Origin of the sequence: Nocardiopsis camelliae, from assembly GCF_028993595.1 — a bacterium.
Classification (GTDB): Bacteria; Actinomycetota; Actinomycetes; order Streptosporangiales; family Streptosporangiaceae; genus Nocardiopsis; species Nocardiopsis dassonvillei.
In genome coordinates, this window is the sequence record NZ_CP118614.1 from 2,962,113 (window position 1) to 2,977,912 (window position 15,800).

Sequence of the window (15,800 nt, forward strand, 5' to 3'; positions counted from 1 at the left end):
ACATGAGCAAGAACCTCGGCATCACCCTCGGCCTGATCATGGTCGCCGTCATCGGCCTCGGCCTCCTCATCGCCCTCGACGACCGGGGCGGCCCCGCCGCCCCCGCGGCCACGGACGGCTCCGCCGACCCGCAGGCCGCACCCACCGCACCGGCCGGACTCCTGGTCCGCGAGGACAGCCGCCACCTCGACCGGGTGGAGGAGGCGCCGGTGACGGTCGTGGAGTTCCTCGACTTCGAGTGCGAGGCCTGCCGCGCCCAGTTCCCCGTCATGGAACGTATCCGCGAGGACTACGACGGGCGGATCAACACGGTCATCCGCTACTTCCCCATGCCCGGGCACACCAACGCCGAGCCCGCCGCCGCGGCCGTGGAGGCCGCAGCCCAGCAGGGCGCGCTGGAGCAGATGTACGTCCGGATGTACGAGACCCAGGCCGAGTGGGGCGAGTCCCGGGACTCCAAGGCCGAGGTGTTCGTCGGCTTCGCCGAGGACCTGGGCCTGGACACGGAGGAGTTCACCGCGACCATGGAGGACCCCGCCACGCTGGAGCGCGTGCGGTCCGACTTCCGGGACGGCGTGGCCCTGGGCGTGCGGGGCACCCCGACCATCTTCGTCAACGGCCGCCCCACCCCCAGCATGCCCGGCTACGAGACGCTCTCGACGATGATCGACCGGGAGCTGGAGGAATGAACGCCCCCACCGAGCCCCGACGCGCCGCGGTGTCCCCGCCCGGTGCCGCGACACCCGTCATCAGCCGGGCCCTGCCCTGGCTGCTCACCCTGGGCGGCGGCGCCGGGCTGCTCGCGGCACTGGCCCTGCTGGTGGAGAGGATCCGGGTGCTGGCCGACCCCGGTCACGTGCCCGCGTGCAGCCTCAACCCGGTGCTCTCCTGCGGCACCGTCATGGCCACCCCGCAGGCCGAGGTCTTCGGGGTGCCCAACCCGGTCATCGGAGTGGTCTGCTTCGCCGTGGTCACCACCGTGGGCGCGGCGCTGGCCGCCGGGGCGCGCTTCGACCGCTGGTTCTGGCTCGGGCTCCAGGCGGGTGTGGTGTTCGGCGCGGTCTTCGTGCACTGGCTGATTTTCCAGAGCCTGTACCGCATCGGCGCGCTGTGCCCGTACTGCCTGGTCGTGTGGGCGGTGACGATCCCGCTCTTCTGGTACGTCACACTGCACAACGTGCGCTCCGCGCACCTGCCCGCGCCGGGATGGGCCGCCGGGCCCCTGGACCTGCTGGCCCGCAACCACACCGTCGTGCTCACCGTGTGGGCGCTGGCGGTCGTCGGCGCCGTCGCCCAGGCGTTCTGGACCTACTGGTCCACGCTGCTGTGAGCCAGCCCCCGGCGGGCCGCCGCGCACGTCGGCGAATCGGCGCCGGCGTGCGTGGCGGTGCCCGTGACGGAGCGTGTACGGAACGTAGGTTGGGTCCATGCGCGTACTGGTCACGGGTGGTGCCGGGTTCATCGGATCGAGGGTCGCGGAGGAACTCCGCCTGGCCGGGCACGAGGCGGTCACACTCGACGCCTACCTGCCCCAGGCCCACAGCGGGAGGGACACCGAGCACAGAACCGTCGACGTCGTGGGCGACGTCCGGGACGGCGAGATCGTCGAGCGGGCCCTACGGGGCGTGGACGCGGTCTGCCACCAGGCGGCGATGGTGGGGCTGGGCTCCGCGGACTTCCTGGACGCCCCCGACTACGTCCGCTGCAACGACCTGGGCACGGCGGTCCTGCTGGCCGCCATGGCCCGGACCGGCGTCCGCGACATCGTGATGGCCGGTTCGATGGTCGTCTACGGGGAGGGGCGGTACACGTGCCCCGAGCACGGCGACGTCCGTCCCGGCCCGAGGTCGGAGGCGGACCTGCGGGCGGGGGTGTTCGACCCGCCGTGCCCCCGGTGCGGGGCGTCGCTCGTGCCCGGCCTGGTGGGGGAGGACGCGCCGAGCGACCCGCGCAACGTCTACGCCACCACGAAGCTGGCGCAGGAGCACCTGTGCGCGTCGTGGGCCCGCTCCGTCGGCGGACGCGCGGTGTCGCTGCGCTACCACAACGTGTACGGGCCGGGGATGCCGCGCGACACCCCGTACGCGGGCGTGGCCTCCTTCTTCCGCTCGGCGCTGGCACGGGGCGAGGCGCCGCGCGTGTTCGAGGACGGCCGCCAGCGGCGCGACTTCGTGCACGTGGGCGACGTGGCGCGGGCCAACGTGGCGGCGCTGGAGGCCGTCGAGGGCAGGGCCCCGGGGGAGCTGTCCGCCTTCAACACCGGCAGCGGGACCCCGCACACCATCGGTGAGATGGCCCGGGCGCTGGCGGACGCGCACGGCGGCCCCGAACCCGTGGTCACCGGCGAGTACCGGCTCGGCGACGTCCGGCACATCACCGCCTCCTCCGACCGCCTGAGGCGGGAGCTGTCCTGGCGGCCCGGGGTCGGCTTCGCCGAGGGGATGGCCGAGTTCGCCCGCGCCGAACTGCGCGGTTCGACCGGTTCGACGGCGCCGGAGGCCGAGGCGTCCGCGTGTCGCGACCGCCTTTCCCGGCCTGTGTCCACATGACTTCGTAGCGTAACCAGGGTGAGCAGAGAACCACACGAGTACGGCCAGGACGAACCGGCGCAGGCGTCGCCCGACACGGCGGGCGGCGATCCGCCGCCACCGGTCGACGTGGTGCTGCCCTGTCTGGACGAGGCGTCCGCCCTGCCCTGGGTGTTGGAACGCGTCCCACCGGGGTGGCGGGCGATCGTCGTGGACAACGGGTCAACGGACGGCTCGGCGGGCGTCGCCGCGCAGCTGGGGGCCCTCGTCGTCTCCGAACCGCGCAGGGGGTTCGGCGCCGCGTGCCACGCGGGCCTGTCCGCCGCGACCGCCGAGTTCGTCTGCTTCTGCGACTGCGACGCCTCCCTGGACCCCGCCCTGCTCCCGCAGATGGTGGAACGGGTGCGGGTCGGCGGGGCGGACCTGGTTCTGGGCAGGCGGCGCCCCGTCCGCCGGGGGGTCTGGCCGACGCACGCCAGGGTCGGCAACGCCGTCGTCGCGCGGATGCTGCGCTCGCGGACCGGGGTGCGGGTGCGCGACATCGGGCCGATGCGCGCCGCCCGCAGGACGGACCTGCTCAAGCTGGGGATGACCGACCGGCGTTCGGGCTACCCCCTGGAGACGGTCGTGCGCGCCGCCGACGCCGGGTGGCGGGTCGACGAGGTGGACGTCCCCTACCTGCCCAGGTCGGGGGCCTCCAAGGTGACGGGGACGTGGCGCGGCACGTGGACCGCCGTGCGCGACATGACGGCGGTGCTGCGCGAGCCCCGGGGCCCGGAGGGCGTGCGCGCGAGGGGAGGGCGGCCATGACCGGCGACGGCGGGCGCGACCTCCCGGCGGGGGAGGCCACCCTGATGGTGATCGCCAAGGAACCCGTTCCCGGACGGGTCAAGACACGGCTGACCCCGGAGTACTCGCCGCGGGAGGCCGCCGCGGTCGCCGAGGCCGCCCTGGCGGACACCCTGCACACGGTGCGCTCGCTCCCCGCCCGCAGGAGGCTCCTGGTGCTGGAGGGGCGGCCCGGACCCTGGCTCCCGCCGGGGTTCGAGGTGGTCCCGCAGTCGGGCGGCGGGCTCGACGAACGGCTCGCGCACGCGTTCGCCCGATGCTCGGGCCCCTCCCTGCTGATCGGCATGGACACCCCCCAGGTGAACGGGGAGCTCCTGGGGCCCGCCCTGGCCCCGGACGCCTGGGAGCGCGCCGACGCGTGGTTCGGCCCGAGCGAGGACGGGGGCTTCTGGGCGCTCGGCCTGGCCGAACCCGACCCCCGCCTGCTGCGGGGCGTGCCGATGTCCACGGATCACACCGGGCGCGTCCAGCGCGCGCGGCTGGTCGGTGCCGGGCTGCGCGTGGGCGACCTGGACGTGCTCACGGACGTGGACACGCCCCGCGACGCCGCGCTGGTCGCCTCGCTCGTCCCCCGCAGCCGCTTCGGCAGGGCGGTCCGGCTCGCCGGAGCGGGGTGTCGGCCGTGAGCGCGACGGAGACCGGGATCGACACGAGATCGGCCCCGTGGCTGTGCGACCCCTACTCGCGGGCGCTCGCCGACGGCCGCGGCCCCCTCTTCCTGCGACGGCCCGACGGGTGGATGCTGCGCCTGGACGTCGAACGCTGGTGCGGGGGCACCGACGCCGCGGACGAGAGCGTGCTGGAGCGCTGCGAGGGCGACACGCTGGACGCCGGCTGCGGGCCCGGGCGCATGGTCGTCGCGCTCGCCGCCCGGGGCCGCCGGGCGCTGGGCGTGGACATGAACCCCGTGGCGGTGTCGCGCGCGGTCGAGGCGGGCGGCCGTGCGGTGTGCGCCTCGGTGTTCGACCCCCTGCCGGGCGAGGGGGGCTGGCGCACCGCGCTGCTGGTCGACGGCAACATCGGTATCGGCGGAGTCCCCGGGGACCTGCTCGCCCGCATGCGGCAGGTCGTGCTGCCCGGCGGCCTGCTCATCGTCGAGACCGCCGCCCACGAGGTCCACGAGTGCGTGACGGTGCAGGTCACCGACGGCCGGGGGGAACCGGGCTCCCCGTTCCCGTGGGCGCGGATCGGCCCCCGCGCCCTGCGGTGGTGCGCACGGGAGAGCGGATGGGAGTGGTCGGAGGCCTGGCAGGTGCGGGGACGCCGGTTCGCGGCGCTGCGCGCGCCGCGGGACAACCCGGCGCCGGGGCCCGTCCGCCCCGCGGTGACGGCGTGACGCGGCCCGGACTCCACCAGCGCGACGTCCGGAGCGCGGTCGGCGCCGCCCGGACGGGAGCGCGCGCCGACCTGGCCGTGGCGGCCCTGGCCGCGCTCCTCTTCACGGCTGCCGCCGTCATCGGCACCCGGATCGAGCGCGCCCACGGCGTCCTGCACGTGGACTGGCCGCCGCTGTACGCGTCCTGGTTCCCCCACACGGGGCCCGGCACGGTCCCCGCCCTGGCCCTGGCCGCGGTGGTGGCGGCCTGCGGGCCCGCGGCGGCGCGCGCTCTGCCCTGGCGCGCCCTGGTGTGGGCGGTCTGGGCCGCGTCCGCGCTCTGGACCACCGCGCTCGCGCTGGTCGACGGGTGGCGGCGCGGGATCGTCGGCCGCATGCTGTCGCCCCACGAGTACCTGTCCTCGGTCGACCGCTTCGAGGACGTGGGCGCGGCGCTGAGCACGTTCACCCGGCACATCCTCATCGGGCAGCCGGACAACTGGCCCACGCACGTGGCCGGACACCCCCCGGGCGCCGTCCTGACCTTCGTCGCGCTGGACCGGATCGGCCTGGGCGGCGGGGCGTGGGCCGGGCTGTGGTGCGTCGTGGTCGGCGGCTCGGCCGCCGCCGCGGTCCTGGTCGCGATGCGCGCGCTCGGCGCGGAGCCGACGGCGCGCCGGGCGGCCCCGTTCCTCGTGCTGCTGCCCGCCGCGGTGTGGGTGGGCACGTCGGCGGACGGGTACTTCGCGGCGGTCACCGCGTGGGGCCTGGCCCTGCTCGCTGTGTCTGCGGCCCCCGACGCGCGTGCGCCGCGCGCCACCGCGCTGGCGGCCGGTCTGCTCCTGGGGTGGTCGGTGTACCTGTCCTACGGGCTCGTCCTCATCGGGCTCCCGGCCGTGGCGGTGCTCCTGTGCGCGCGGACCGCGCGCCCCCTGCCCTACGCGCTGCTGGGCGCCCTGGCCGTCGCCGCGGCCTTCACCGCGGCCGGTTTCCACTGGTGGGAGGGCTACCAGCTGCTCGTGGAGCGCTACTACCAGGGGTTCGCGTCGGTGCGGCCCTACGGCTACTGGGTCTGGGCGAACCTGGCCGTGGCGTGCCTGACGACCGGAGCCGCGACGGCGGCGGGCCTGCGGCGGGCCCTGGCGCGCCTGCCCGGGGCGGTGCGCGGCCTGCGGCGGGCGCCGTCCCGGGAGGAGGCCACAGCGGCCATGCTGGTGGCCGCCGCCCTGTGCGCGGTCGCGGCCGCCACCCTGTCGGGGATGAGCAAGGGCGAGACCGAACGCATCTGGCTGCCGTTCGTGCTGTGGCTCGTCCCGGCCGCCGCCCTCCTGCCGGACCGCCACCACAGGGCCTGGCTGGCCGTCCAGGCGGCCACGGCGCTCGCGGTCAACCACCTGCTGCTCACCGGTTGGTGAACCCGGGCGCTCCCCGGGGCCGGTGTCCCAAGCCCTGGTGCCCGAGGCCCCGGCGTCCGCGCGGGCAGCGAAGGAGCCCGCCCGCGGCGCTGCCGGGGGAGTCCGCGACCGTGGCGCGCCGAGTGTTTCCGGGCGCGACCGGGCGTGGGCGGATGAAGCCGGAGGGCACCGGGCGCACGCCGGGCGTCTCCGGGCGCGAGCGGCCGTGGGGACGCTGAGGGGCGGGACGAGCTGTGCCGTCCCGCCCCTCAGCGCTCAGGAGTGGCGATCGTCCCCGACCGTGTGCTCAGGCGGTGTCCTGGAGCTGGTCGAGGGTCTCGGTCCGCGACCGCTGGGCCTCCTCGTCCAACTCCAGGCCGGAGGCCCCGGACGCCTCACAGGAGACGTCCTGTTCGGGGAACTCGCCGTCGACCAGGTAGCTCGTGGCCACGTCCCAGGCGCAGGGGTTGTCGCCGTAGACGTATGCGCCGTGACCGCTGTCGTCGACGCTCACCAGGCGGGAGCGCTGGCCGAACTTCTCGTCCAGCAGCACGCCGCCCAGGTGCGGTGTGGCCGGGTCGCGCAGGTTCTGCATGATGAGGACGTTGTCCGGGCCCTCACCGGTGATCTCCACGGCGGGCTCGGACGGAGCGTCGTTCCAGTAGGCGCAGGGCATGATGTTGGCGCTGGCCGCGCCGTACATCGGGTACTTCTCCCGGTCCTCGGCCACGCCCTGCTGGTAGGTCGCCAGGTCCTCGGACCACTCGACGTCGCTGCAGGTCGTGGCGAGGAACACCGACCACGCGTTGTCGGAGGGCCACAGCTCTCCCGTCGCCGCCCCGGCACCGCCGACCGGCACGCCGCCGAGCCCGTTCTCCTCCATGTGCCGTCGCACCGCCTCCTCGTCCGCGAGGCGCACCGACTGCCACAGCTGTGCAGTCCGCCCGTAGCTGCGCTCGTTGTAGAGCCCTACGAAGACGGCCAGCCGGAAGACGTGGCCGTTGACACCGGCCACCGGACCCTCCTCGTCGAGCCGCTCGGCGGTCTCGAAGTACGTCTCCCGGACCTGTTCCGGCGAACTGCCCAGGCCGTAGCTGCCGTCGCGCTCCGCCACCCAGGCGGCGAAGTCGGGGAAGGTCTCCTCGAAGCCCAGGGCGTACCTGCGCATGCCGTCGTAGTCGAGGTGGGTGTCACCGACGTTGCTGTCGAGGATGATCCGGTCGGTGCTCCCGGGGAACATCGAGGCGTAGGCGGCGCCCAGCGCCGACCCGTAGGACAGCCCGAAGAAGCTGGCCTTCTCCTCGCCGAGGGCGGCCCGGATCCGGTCCAGGTCGCGGGCCATGTTCGCCGTCGAGATGTGGCTCATCAGCCCGTTCTCGTCGCTCTGCGCGCACTGGTCGGCGACCCCCTCGGCGACCGCGGCCTGTTCGGTGACCGCCGCCTCGTCGACGGCGTAGGGCGGGATGTTGCCGAAGTATTCCTGGTCCATGGTGAAGCCGCAGCTCACCGCCGAGGAGTGCCCGACCCCGCGGGTGTCCATGCCGATCAGGTCGTAGCTGTTCAGGACGCTGGCGGGCATGCCCAGGGAGGCCAGATCCGCGGGCATCGACAGCCCGGACCCGCCCGGGCCGCCGGGGTTGAGCAGCAGCACGCCGCGCCTCTGCTCTGGGTCCGTGCTGGCCAGCCGCGACACCATGATCTCGATCCGGTCGCCGTCGGGGTCGTCGTAGTCCACGGGCACCGGCACGGTGGCGCACTCCAGCACCTGCGTCGCGTCCGGGACGTCCTCGGGGCAGGCTCCCCACGCCAGATCCGTCGTCGGCGCCCCGCTCCGCTCGTCGGCCGCGGCTGACACCGGGGCGACCAGTGAGCCCACGAGGCCCATCGCCACCACCACCGGGGGCAGACTTCGGCCCGCGCTCCGCCTTCGTCCCATGTCTCCAGCCTCCTGGATGTCGATTTCACCGGCGCTCCGTCGGGCACGGCGCCCCGCCGTCCGTCGCGGGAGGGCCGTGACCGCCGTCGCCGGAGGCACGCGTCCAGCCTGCTGTCACTCCGCTGAGTCCACCAGTGACACCGTGTCATGCGTTGGCGGTGCGAACCTCACGGAAAAGCCGTGACAGACACACGTCGTTCGTGGGTGGTGTCGTTCCGTGACGGAGGTCCGGGCGCCGCGCGCGGGACCGACCGGAGGTGGTGGTCTCCGGGGGGCAGAGGTGGTCCGCTCGGTCGTCCACCGCATACGCGAACGGGAGCGACACGCGCCCCACCAGGAGCGGAGCGCACTCGGGCCCCGGCCACCCCAGCCAGGGCCCGCCGGGAGAAGGCGTGCTTGGAGTCAGAGCACTATGTCGGCCAGGCGGGTGACCTCGTCGAGGTCGTCGGTTCCCGGGCCCAGGATCAGTTCGTCGGCCCCCAGGGCCTCGAACTGCTTGACGGCGTCGCGCAGCGATTCCGCGTCGGTGTGCACGTTGTCGACGACTATGTCCTGGTATTCGCCGATAGCGGCGTAGTAATCGGCGATGTTGGCCCGACCGCGGTCGGGATCGCCCAGCGCGAAGTAGTTGAGGGCGACCAGCCGAGGCCGTCCCGGCCGCCCGGCCGCCTGCCAGGCGGCACGGGCGGCGTCGAAAGCGCCGGACGCCAGGTCCGCCGGCACTGACCCGGCTATGTAGCCGTCCGACGACTCGGCCATCCGGCGGTAGGCGGCCGGGGTATTGGCGCCGAACAGCAGCGGCACCTGCCGTCCTCCGGCCGGAACCGCCGGATTCGTGCTTCCCGAGAGGGGCTCACCGGCCCAGACCGACCGATAGGTCGCCAGGTCGCGGTCCATCCGGGCGCCCCGGCCCCGGGGTCCGTGCCCGGGCACGACGAAGTCGTCCTCGCGGATGCCCACCCCGATGCCGAGGATCAGCCGACCGCCGGAGACTCCGTCGATCGACGCCGCCTCCTTGGCCAGCAGCGCGCCCGGCCAGGTGGTCGCCAGCAGTACCTGGCTCATCAGCCCGATCGTGGTGGTGGCCCCGGCGGCCGCGGCCAGGGCGACGGTGTCCATCACGCCCGGATAGGCGACTCGGCCGGTGGTGCCCAGGGTGGCGAAGCCCGCTTCCTCCGCTCTGCGGGCCCAGGCGGGAATCACTGGGGCGTGGACGTCGCGGACCTGGTTGGGTAGTCCGATGCCGATGCGCATGAAGACGGTCCTTAGCTGGTACGGGTGTCGACGTTGCACGGGCCGTGGACCGGCCCGCCCCGTGATCCTGGCCAGGCACCCCTACACCCGGGTTGCAACCGTCAGACAGTGCGCACCGGGGCGGACAGGACGGCGACGGCGTCGTCGAATGTCGGCGGCTGTGCGGGAGGGGCGCCTTCGTACCAGCCGTGCGGTATGACCGACTGGAGGTAGGTGCCGGTCGGTCGGATACCGCTGCGCGCCTGGTGGAAATGGACGACGTCGCGGAGCAGCGCGGCGCCGGCCGCGTCGCCGGCCGCCTCCAAGGCCAGGGCCCCGTTGTGCAGCACGGCCAGCTGGTTGCTCAGGTCGCCTTCGTCGAGGAAGCGCCGCAGCGAGGTCCGCAGCAGGGGCAGCGCTTCGCTGTTCCCCGCCTCGACCAGGGTCTGGGCCAGCATCAGCTCGCTGAGCGCGGCCGTCCAGACCAGCCCGGAGGCGTCGGCCAGCCGCACGGCAGCACGCAGCCGGTGCTGGCCGTCGGCGATCCGGCCGGCCATGACGAGGGCGGCGCCCCACGCCATGGAGGTGGCCGCGATCAGCCAGGTGGTCTGCGTCTCGGTGGCGATGGCGTGCGCCTCGGCCGACGCGGTCAGCGCGATCGCCGGGTCGCCTCCCGGCAGCTGGACCAGAGCCTGGTAGTAGCGGACCTCGGCGAGCAGGCCGCGATGCCCCGGTTCCGAGCCCACCTCCAGGAGCGCCTCGGACAGCATGCGCCGTGCCGTGGTGACGTCGCCGGTGAAGTAGAACAGTCCGGCCGACGAGGTCTTGGCCCGCACGGAGTCACCGAGCGGGGCGTCCGGCGCGGCGGCCAGGGCTGCGGTCAGCATCCGGTTGCCCTCGTCGAGCAGGCCGCTGCGGATCCAGAACCACATGAGCCGCGCGGCCGTACGCAACGCCTCGACCGGGGCGTGCGTCAGGTCGTGCGCGAGCCCTGCGCGCAGGTTCGGCAACTCCAGACGCAGCGCCGCCATCGTGCTCGCTGACCGCACGCCCTGCAGATCGCCCGCGGCCCGGGCGGCCAGCTCGCGAACCCAGACGGCATGGGCGGCCCGGGTCGCCGCCGGATCCTCGTCCACGGACCGGCAGTACGCCCGGATCGTCTCCAGCATCCGGTACCGCGCCGTGCCGCCGCCGGTCTCGGCGGTGACCACGGACTGGTCGACTAGCGAGACGAGCGCGTCGAGCCGGGCGGCAGCGGAGGCCGCGGCCTCCACGGGAAAACCACCCTCGTAGGGCCAGAGCCGCACCGCGAGATCACGTTCGTCGCCGGAGAGGAGAGCGAAACTCCAGGCGACGGCCTCCTGCAACGTCGCGTGCGAGGTCATCGTGCCGCGCGGGATCCGGCCCAGCACGGTGAAACGGTCGTTCAGGTGCTCGATCAGCCCCCGTACGCCGAAGGTCCGCACCCGCGCCGCCCCCAGCTCCAGGGCCAGCGGCAGACGGTCCAGCGCGTCGGCGAGGCGGCGCAGGTCACGGCGGTCGGCGTCCTGCTCGACCCAGCCGGGCCGGCCCGCGCGGATGCGGTCGGCCAGCAGCGCCACGGCGTCGTCCGCGGCCAGCGGCCCGAGCGGGAGACTGTGCTCGCCGTCGACGCCGAGCGGTCCGCGGCTGGTGGCCACCACCCGCAACGCGGGAATCCGGTCGAGCAGGTCGATGACGAGCCGGGCCACCTCGCCGACGAGGTGCTCGCAGTTGTCGAGCACCAGGGGTTTCCCGAGCAGACGCAGCCGCTTGACGAGTGCCTCGTACGGGTCCCCGGCGAACCCGGTGACGTCGACCGCCGCGGCGACCGCCGAGACCAGGTGGGCGGGGTCGGCCACATCGGCGAGCCGGACGACGGCGTCCCGCCCCGCCCACTCCACGGCCAGGCGGGTCTTGCCCGACCCGGCGGGCCCGACGACGGTGACGAGCCGGTGCATGCCGACGAGACGGTCCAGCACGGCCAGATCGGCGTCGCGGCCGATGAACGACGACAGCGGCCGGTCACCGGGCGTCGCGGCCCCGACGCCGACGGCCGCCAGGGCCGGGTCCTGTGACAGGATGCGGGCTTCGAGCTGCCGCAACTCCGGTCCGGGGTCGACACCCAGTTCCTCGGCCAGCAGGGTCCGGACCCGGCGCACCGCGTTCAGGGCGTCGGCCTGGCGTCCCGAGCGGTAGAGCGCCAGGGCCAGCAACTGCCATCGGCGTTCGCGGTACGGCTCGGCGTGCACCAGCAGTTCGAGCCTTTCCGCCGCACCGGCGTGGTCGCCGGCGGCCAGCAGCGCCGCAGCGCCCTCCTCCTGGGTGCTGTCGCGCTGTTCCACCAGGGCGGCACGGATCGCGGCCGTCGACTCGTCGTCGGCCAGATCCTCGTAGGGTGTCCCGCGCCACAACCGCAGCGCCGTGTCGAAGGCCTCGTGCGCGTCGGCGTGGCGGTCGCCGGCCGCCAACGCGCGGGCGCGGACGAGGTGGCCGCGGAACCGTTCGACGTCGGTGTCGGCGGCAAGAAGCCGATAGCCACCGGGGGACCGCTGCAACGCCGTGCCCGGCAGCACCCGGCGCAGCCGGGAGACGTACACCTGCAGTGCGCCCGCCGGATCGCGTGGCTGGCGGTCGCCCCACACTCCTTCGGCCAGGCTGTCATCCCGGACCGGACGCCCTTCCGCGGCGATCAGGATCGCCAGCAGCCTGCGGGGCAGCCGGCCCCCGACGTGGACCGGCTGATCTCCCACGCGAACCTCGAACGGACCCAGCACCGAGAATGTCAGCACCGCACCATGTAAGCCCATGCCACCTACGGCGGCAAACGGCGCGGCGGCCGCCGTATCCGTGCTGTAGGCGGCTTGCAAGGTACAGCCCCGAAGCTGCTTCCATGCACAACGAGAAGATGGCCGACAGCCGCGACATGATCGGCGCGCACGACGCCATGCGGCGGGAGTTCGCCGCTCTGCCCGCGCTGGTCGCCGGCGTGTCGGCGCGTGACGCGGACGGCACCACCGTCGTCGCCCGCCACGTCCTGATGATGGTCGACTTCCTGCACGCCCACCACACCAGCGAGGACGACCATGTGTGGCCCCGGCTGCGGGAGCGTTGCCCCGCCGACGTCGAGCCCCTCGTCGAGACGATGGACCGGCAGCACGCCTTCATCGACAGCGAGCTGGAGGCGCTCGCCGCGGGCAGTCGGCGTTGGCAGGCCTCCGCCGACGCCACCGACCGGGATGCTGTCGCCGCCGTCGCGGAGCGTCTGTTGCCGGCGCTGTACGAGCACCTGGCGCTGGAGGAGGAGCGGATCCTGCCGCTCATCGATCGCTACCTGACCGAACGCGAGTGGAAGGCGACCGTCGAGGCGTCCTTCGGCAAGGTGACCTTCGCTCGGCGTCTGCTGATGCTGGGCATGGCCCTGCACGGGGCGAGCGAGGAGCAGGCCCAGCTCCTGCGCGCCGCCGTCCCCGCGGTCGTCTGGCATGCCGGTCGCCCGATCGGGGCCCGTCTCCATCGCAACCACCGTCAGCGCCTGGCCGCCGCGAGCCCGGGTTCAGATCTCTGATCCCCGCTCACGCGCGAGCCGCGGCCGTGATCACCACGCTGTCGCGGTAGTACCCGGTCCACTCGTCGAACCGTCCGCCGCAGGCGATCAGGATGAGCCGTGCCGCGCCACCGCGGGCGAAGGACTCCTCCTCCCGATCCCCGGGCCGGTGGACTGCGAGTCTTCGGGCGAGGGGTGCGGTGGCGCCTTCGACGGTCCATCCGCTGTCGTGGTGGTAGGGCCGTGCGGGCAGCCGGTCGTAGGCGAACCGGCGCTGGGGTTCGGCCAGCGGGATGAGGCTCTCCGCACTGCCCGGGGGTCAGGCGTCGGCTCTGGCGGGGGCGCGGCGGATCAGCGCGCTGAGCCCGAGACCGAACCCGGCGGCCGCCGCCGCGGCCGCCGGGACCAGGCCGGGGCTCACGGCGACCGCCGCGCCGCCGAGGACTCCGCCCAGGGCCGCCCCGACGTACACCGAACTGCTGTGCACCGCCATGGCCTGCGAGGAGGCGCGTGTACCCGCCCGGTCGAGCATGAGCGTCTGCAGGCTCGGCGGCACCGCCCACGCGGCGGCTGACCAGGCCATGAGCAGGGGCACCACCGCCCACACGGACACCGGGGCCACCAGCCACAGCAGGGCCATGGCGGACATCGTCAGGCAGAAGAGCACGACGGCGCACAGGAAGGCGCGCAGAGGTCCGAGGCGGTCCACCAGGCGGCCCGACGCCTGCGTGCCGAGCAGGCCACCGACGCCGGAGCACACCAGCAGCACCGCCAGCAGGGCGGGGGTGACGCCGGAGAGCCCGGAGAGGACGACCGCGATGTAGGTCTGGAAGGCGAGGTTCCCGGCCACGGTCAGGACGGTGATCGCCAGGACGACGGCCACGGTCCGGTCGACCAGCGGGCGGACGAGGTCCGCCAGGGCCTGGGGTTCCTGCTCGGTACCGTCCGCCCCGGCGGGCAGGGCGCGGGCGGCGAGAGCGAGGGAGGCCAGTCCCAGGAGCCCGCCGAACACGAAGGTCGCCTGCCAGCCCAGCAGGGCGCCGATCCACGTCCCGAGGGGGACGCCGATCAGGATGGCGCCGGTCAGGCCCGTCATGGCGGTGGCCAGGTAGCGGCCCCTGTGCTCGGGCGGGGCCTGTGTGCTCGCGATCGCCAGGGAAGCGGGCAGGACCACCGCCGCCGCCAGCGCCGCCACGACCCGCAGGGCCACGAGCGGGAGGTAGCCGTCGACGAGCGGCACGGCGGCGTTGGCGGCGGTGAACACGGCCAGGGCCCAGAACAGGGCCCGTCTGCGGGAGATCCGGGCGAACAGGACCGCCCACAGGGGCGCGGTGAGCGCGTAGACGAGGGAGTAGACGGTGACGAGCTGTCCGGCCGCGGCCTCCGACACGTCCACGTCGGAGGCGATCGCCGGGAGCACGCCGATGATGATGAAGTCGTCCGTCTGGACCGCGAAGGCGGCCAGTGCCAGGGCGAGGAGCCACAGGGGAGGCCGTTGGAAACCACTCATGGGATAAAGGTAACAAGTGTTTCCCTTATCCGTGTGCCAAAGTGGCCTTCCGGAGGTGGGGCACCATGCCACGGATCGCGGACCCGCGCCGTCGCCGGGACGTCGTCGACGCGGTGATCGGCCAGCTCTCCCGCACGGGCATCGGTAACTTCTCGCTGCGTGCCCTGGCCGAGGGGCTCGGGCAGAGCACCCGTGTGCTCACCCACCACTTCGCGGACAAGGACGCCCTCGTCGCCGCCGTGCTGGAACGGCTGGACGAGCAGCAGCACGAGGCCCTGCGCGCCACCCCCGGTTGGGAGGACCCCTCCGTGCCGGTCGGCGCCATCGTCCGCTCCACGTGGAAGCGCAACCTCGGCTCCGGTGAGGTGGCCACGACCCGCCTGATCCGCGAGATCGAGGGCCTGGCCGCCAGCGGCAGGCTCCCGTGCCCGGTGCCGGGCTTCGCCCGCAGGCGCGCGGAGTTCGTCGCGGCGTGCCTGGCCGCGCGCGGCCTGGACCCGAAGGCGGCCCTCGTGCACGCCACCGTGCTCAACGCCGCCTTCGCCGGACTGGAGACCGACTACCTCATGACCGGTGACCGGGAGCGGACCGAGGCCGCCCTGGAGGACCTGTGCGCCTGGGTCGACTCCCGCGTGGCCGCAGCGCGATCCGGCGGGTGAGGCGGGAGGCCCGGCACCCGGCGGATCGCTGGGTGCCCGGCCCGCGCACCCGTCCTCGCGTTCTGAGCCCCGCCCGCGCACCCGCCGGAGGGGGCGGGGGAGGGGGTCCGCCCGACTGCCCGGAGCCGATTGGTGCGCCCGCGCCCTCCCGGGGCTCCCGGAGGGCCGGTCGGTCGAAACCAGAACATACTGAGATCCTGTTCACATCCAGTGCGCGGCGTCCTCGTCTGGCCCGCCTGAAGCAGCAGCTGGTACGGTGGCAGCCGCTGTGATCAGACAAGGCGTGAGGGGAGGTGCTGTGATGTCCCGGACAGCGGCCACGGCGCCCCCGCCGCGTCGTCACACGCCCGTCCTCCTCGAAGGCGCCCACTTGCGCGCCCTGGACGTCCACGCCCGCGTCGGCCGTTCGCGCTTCGCCGAACGACACAAGCTGCCCGTGCGTAACCCCCGCCCCCTGGGCACCAACGGCTACTCCACCTCGTGGGGTACCAACGCCCACGGCGAACTCAGCTCCTGCCCGCCCGGACGCAGCTGACCCTCCCGCCTCGGTCGAGGCGTCTTCTCTTCTCCGCATGACGGTCGCCCCGTGTCCGCGCGCCGTCGGTCACCGGCCTGCCCAAAGCGCCGGTGTCTGACGTCATCGCCCGCGGTCCTCTTCGGCTACCGGTCCGCCCAAGGCACCGGTAACCGACGTCAGTGCCCGCGGTCCTCTTCGGGTTCCGTCCTGCGCGAGGCACCTTTCGCGTGCCCTCTTCCACCTTTTTTCGCTGAACGCCGACCGTGCCGCGCCCCCGTGCGCCACGGCCGTCCC

General features: G+C 74.1%; 14 protein-coding genes. 10 read left to right on the plus strand and 4 right to left on the minus strand.

Annotated features, from left to right (window positions below):
* The first annotated feature begins 2 nt into the window (after nt 1-2).
* The 7 genes from PV789_RS12945 (at nt 3) to PV789_RS12975 (ending at nt 6,107) form a co-directional block, all read left to right on the plus strand.
* The gene (locus tag PV789_RS12945; RefSeq protein ID WP_274977652.1) at nt 3-689 is read left to right on the plus strand and encodes a DsbA family protein; all 687 of its coding nucleotides are present in this window, start codon (nt 3-5) and stop codon (nt 687-689) included.
* Nucleotides 686-1,330: a vitamin K epoxide reductase family protein gene (locus PV789_RS12950; protein ID WP_274977653.1), complete on the plus strand. Its 645-nt coding sequence runs from the start codon at nt 686-688 to the stop codon at nt 1,328-1,330. Before PV789_RS12945 ends, PV789_RS12950 begins: the two co-directional genes overlap by 4 nt.
* Nucleotides 1,331-1,427: 97 nt before the next feature.
* Nucleotides 1,428-2,549: an NAD-dependent epimerase/dehydratase family protein gene (locus tag PV789_RS12955; protein WP_274977654.1), complete on the plus strand. Its 1,122-nt coding sequence runs from the start codon at nt 1,428-1,430 to the stop codon at nt 2,547-2,549.
* Nucleotides 2,550-2,567: 18 nt separating this feature from the next.
* Nucleotides 2,568-3,338 (plus strand): glycosyltransferase family 2 protein, encoded by a 771-nt coding sequence (locus PV789_RS12960; protein ID WP_274977655.1) that lies wholly within the window; start codon nt 2,568-2,570, stop codon nt 3,336-3,338.
* Complete coding sequence (locus PV789_RS12965; protein WP_274977656.1) at nt 3,335-4,003, plus strand: TIGR04282 family arsenosugar biosynthesis glycosyltransferase; 669 nt, start codon at nt 3,335-3,337, stop codon at nt 4,001-4,003. The genes PV789_RS12960 and PV789_RS12965 overlap by 4 nt, the downstream gene beginning before the upstream one ends.
* The gene (locus PV789_RS12970; RefSeq protein WP_274977657.1) at nt 4,000-4,713 is read left to right on the plus strand and encodes a class I SAM-dependent methyltransferase; all 714 of its coding nucleotides are present in this window, start codon (nt 4,000-4,002) and stop codon (nt 4,711-4,713) included. The genes PV789_RS12965 and PV789_RS12970 overlap by 4 nt, the downstream gene beginning before the upstream one ends.
* On the plus strand, nt 4,710-6,107 hold the full coding sequence (locus PV789_RS12975) for a hypothetical protein (protein ID WP_274977658.1): 1,398 nt from the start codon (nt 4,710-4,712) through the stop codon (nt 6,105-6,107). Before PV789_RS12970 ends, PV789_RS12975 begins: the two co-directional genes overlap by 4 nt.
* A gap of 286 nt (nt 6,108-6,393) precedes the next feature.
* Here PV789_RS12975 and PV789_RS12980 read toward each other — a convergent pair whose 3' ends face one another.
* The 3 genes from PV789_RS12980 to PV789_RS12990 all read right to left on the minus strand — a co-directional run bounded on the left by PV789_RS12980 (nt 6,394) and on the right by PV789_RS12990 (nt 12,026).
* Nucleotides 6,394-8,022 carry an alpha/beta hydrolase gene (locus PV789_RS12980; RefSeq protein ID WP_274977659.1) on the minus strand — a complete coding sequence of 543 codons (1,629 nt, stop codon included), beginning with the start codon at nt 8,020-8,022 and terminating at the stop codon, nt 6,394-6,396.
* A gap of 402 nt (nt 8,023-8,424) precedes the next feature.
* Nucleotides 8,425-9,276, minus strand: coding sequence for an LLM class flavin-dependent oxidoreductase (locus PV789_RS12985; protein ID WP_274977660.1), 852 nt, complete (start codon nt 9,274-9,276; stop codon nt 8,425-8,427).
* A 101-nt stretch (nt 9,277-9,377) separates the two neighbouring features.
* Nucleotides 9,378-12,026 carry an AfsR/SARP family transcriptional regulator gene (locus tag PV789_RS12990; protein ID WP_274977661.1) on the minus strand — a complete coding sequence of 883 codons (2,649 nt, stop codon included), beginning with the start codon at nt 12,024-12,026 and terminating at the stop codon, nt 9,378-9,380.
* A gap of 140 nt (nt 12,027-12,166) precedes the next feature.
* Between PV789_RS12990 and PV789_RS12995 the strand changes: the two genes are divergently transcribed.
* Entirely contained in the window at nt 12,167-12,841 is a 675-nt protein-coding gene (locus tag PV789_RS12995) for a hemerythrin domain-containing protein (RefSeq protein WP_274977662.1), read from the plus strand.
* Between the two features lie 298 nt (nt 12,842-13,139).
* Here PV789_RS12995 and PV789_RS13000 read toward each other — a convergent pair whose 3' ends face one another.
* Nucleotides 13,140-14,330, minus strand: a complete 1,191-nt coding sequence (locus PV789_RS13000) for an MFS transporter (protein ID WP_274977663.1) — start codon at nt 14,328-14,330, stop codon at nt 13,140-13,142.
* Between the two features lie 65 nt (nt 14,331-14,395).
* Between PV789_RS13000 and PV789_RS13005 the strand changes: the two genes are divergently transcribed.
* The gene (locus PV789_RS13005) at nt 14,396-14,989 is read left to right on the plus strand and encodes a TetR/AcrR family transcriptional regulator (RefSeq protein WP_274977664.1); all 594 of its coding nucleotides are present in this window, start codon (nt 14,396-14,398) and stop codon (nt 14,987-14,989) included.
* A 301-nt stretch (nt 14,990-15,290) separates the two neighbouring features.
* A complete protein-coding gene (locus PV789_RS13010; protein WP_274977665.1) occupies nt 15,291-15,524 on the plus strand; it encodes a hypothetical protein in 234 nt (77 codons plus the stop codon).
* The last annotated feature ends 276 nt before the right edge of the window (nt 15,525-15,800 follow it).

Coding starts and splice junctions, on each gene's coding strand:
- PV789_RS12945 (WP_274977652.1), top strand. CDS start 3: ATGAGCAAGAACCTCGGCATCACCCTCGGCCTGATCATGGTCGCCGTC.
- PV789_RS12950 (WP_274977653.1), top strand. CDS start 686: ATGAACGCCCCCACCGAGCCCCGACGCGCCGCGGTGTCCCCGCCCGGT.
- PV789_RS12955 (WP_274977654.1), top strand. CDS start 1,428: ATGCGCGTACTGGTCACGGGTGGTGCCGGGTTCATCGGATCGAGGGTC.
- PV789_RS12965 (WP_274977656.1), top strand. CDS start 3,335: ATGACCGGCGACGGCGGGCGCGACCTCCCGGCGGGGGAGGCCACCCTG.
- PV789_RS12980 (WP_274977659.1), bottom strand. CDS start 8,022: ATGGGACGAAGGCGGAGCGCGGGCCGAAGTCTGCCCCCGGTGGTGGTG.
- PV789_RS12985 (WP_274977660.1), bottom strand. CDS start 9,276: ATGCGCATCGGCATCGGACTACCCAACCAGGTCCGCGACGTCCACGCC.
- PV789_RS12995 (WP_274977662.1), top strand. CDS start 12,167: ATGCACAACGAGAAGATGGCCGACAGCCGCGACATGATCGGCGCGCAC.
- PV789_RS13000 (WP_274977663.1), bottom strand. CDS start 14,330: ATGAGTGGTTTCCAACGGCCTCCCCTGTGGCTCCTCGCCCTGGCACTG.
- PV789_RS13005 (WP_274977664.1), top strand. CDS start 14,396: ATGCCACGGATCGCGGACCCGCGCCGTCGCCGGGACGTCGTCGACGCG.
- PV789_RS13010 (WP_274977665.1), top strand. CDS start 15,291: ATGTCCCGGACAGCGGCCACGGCGCCCCCGCCGCGTCGTCACACGCCC.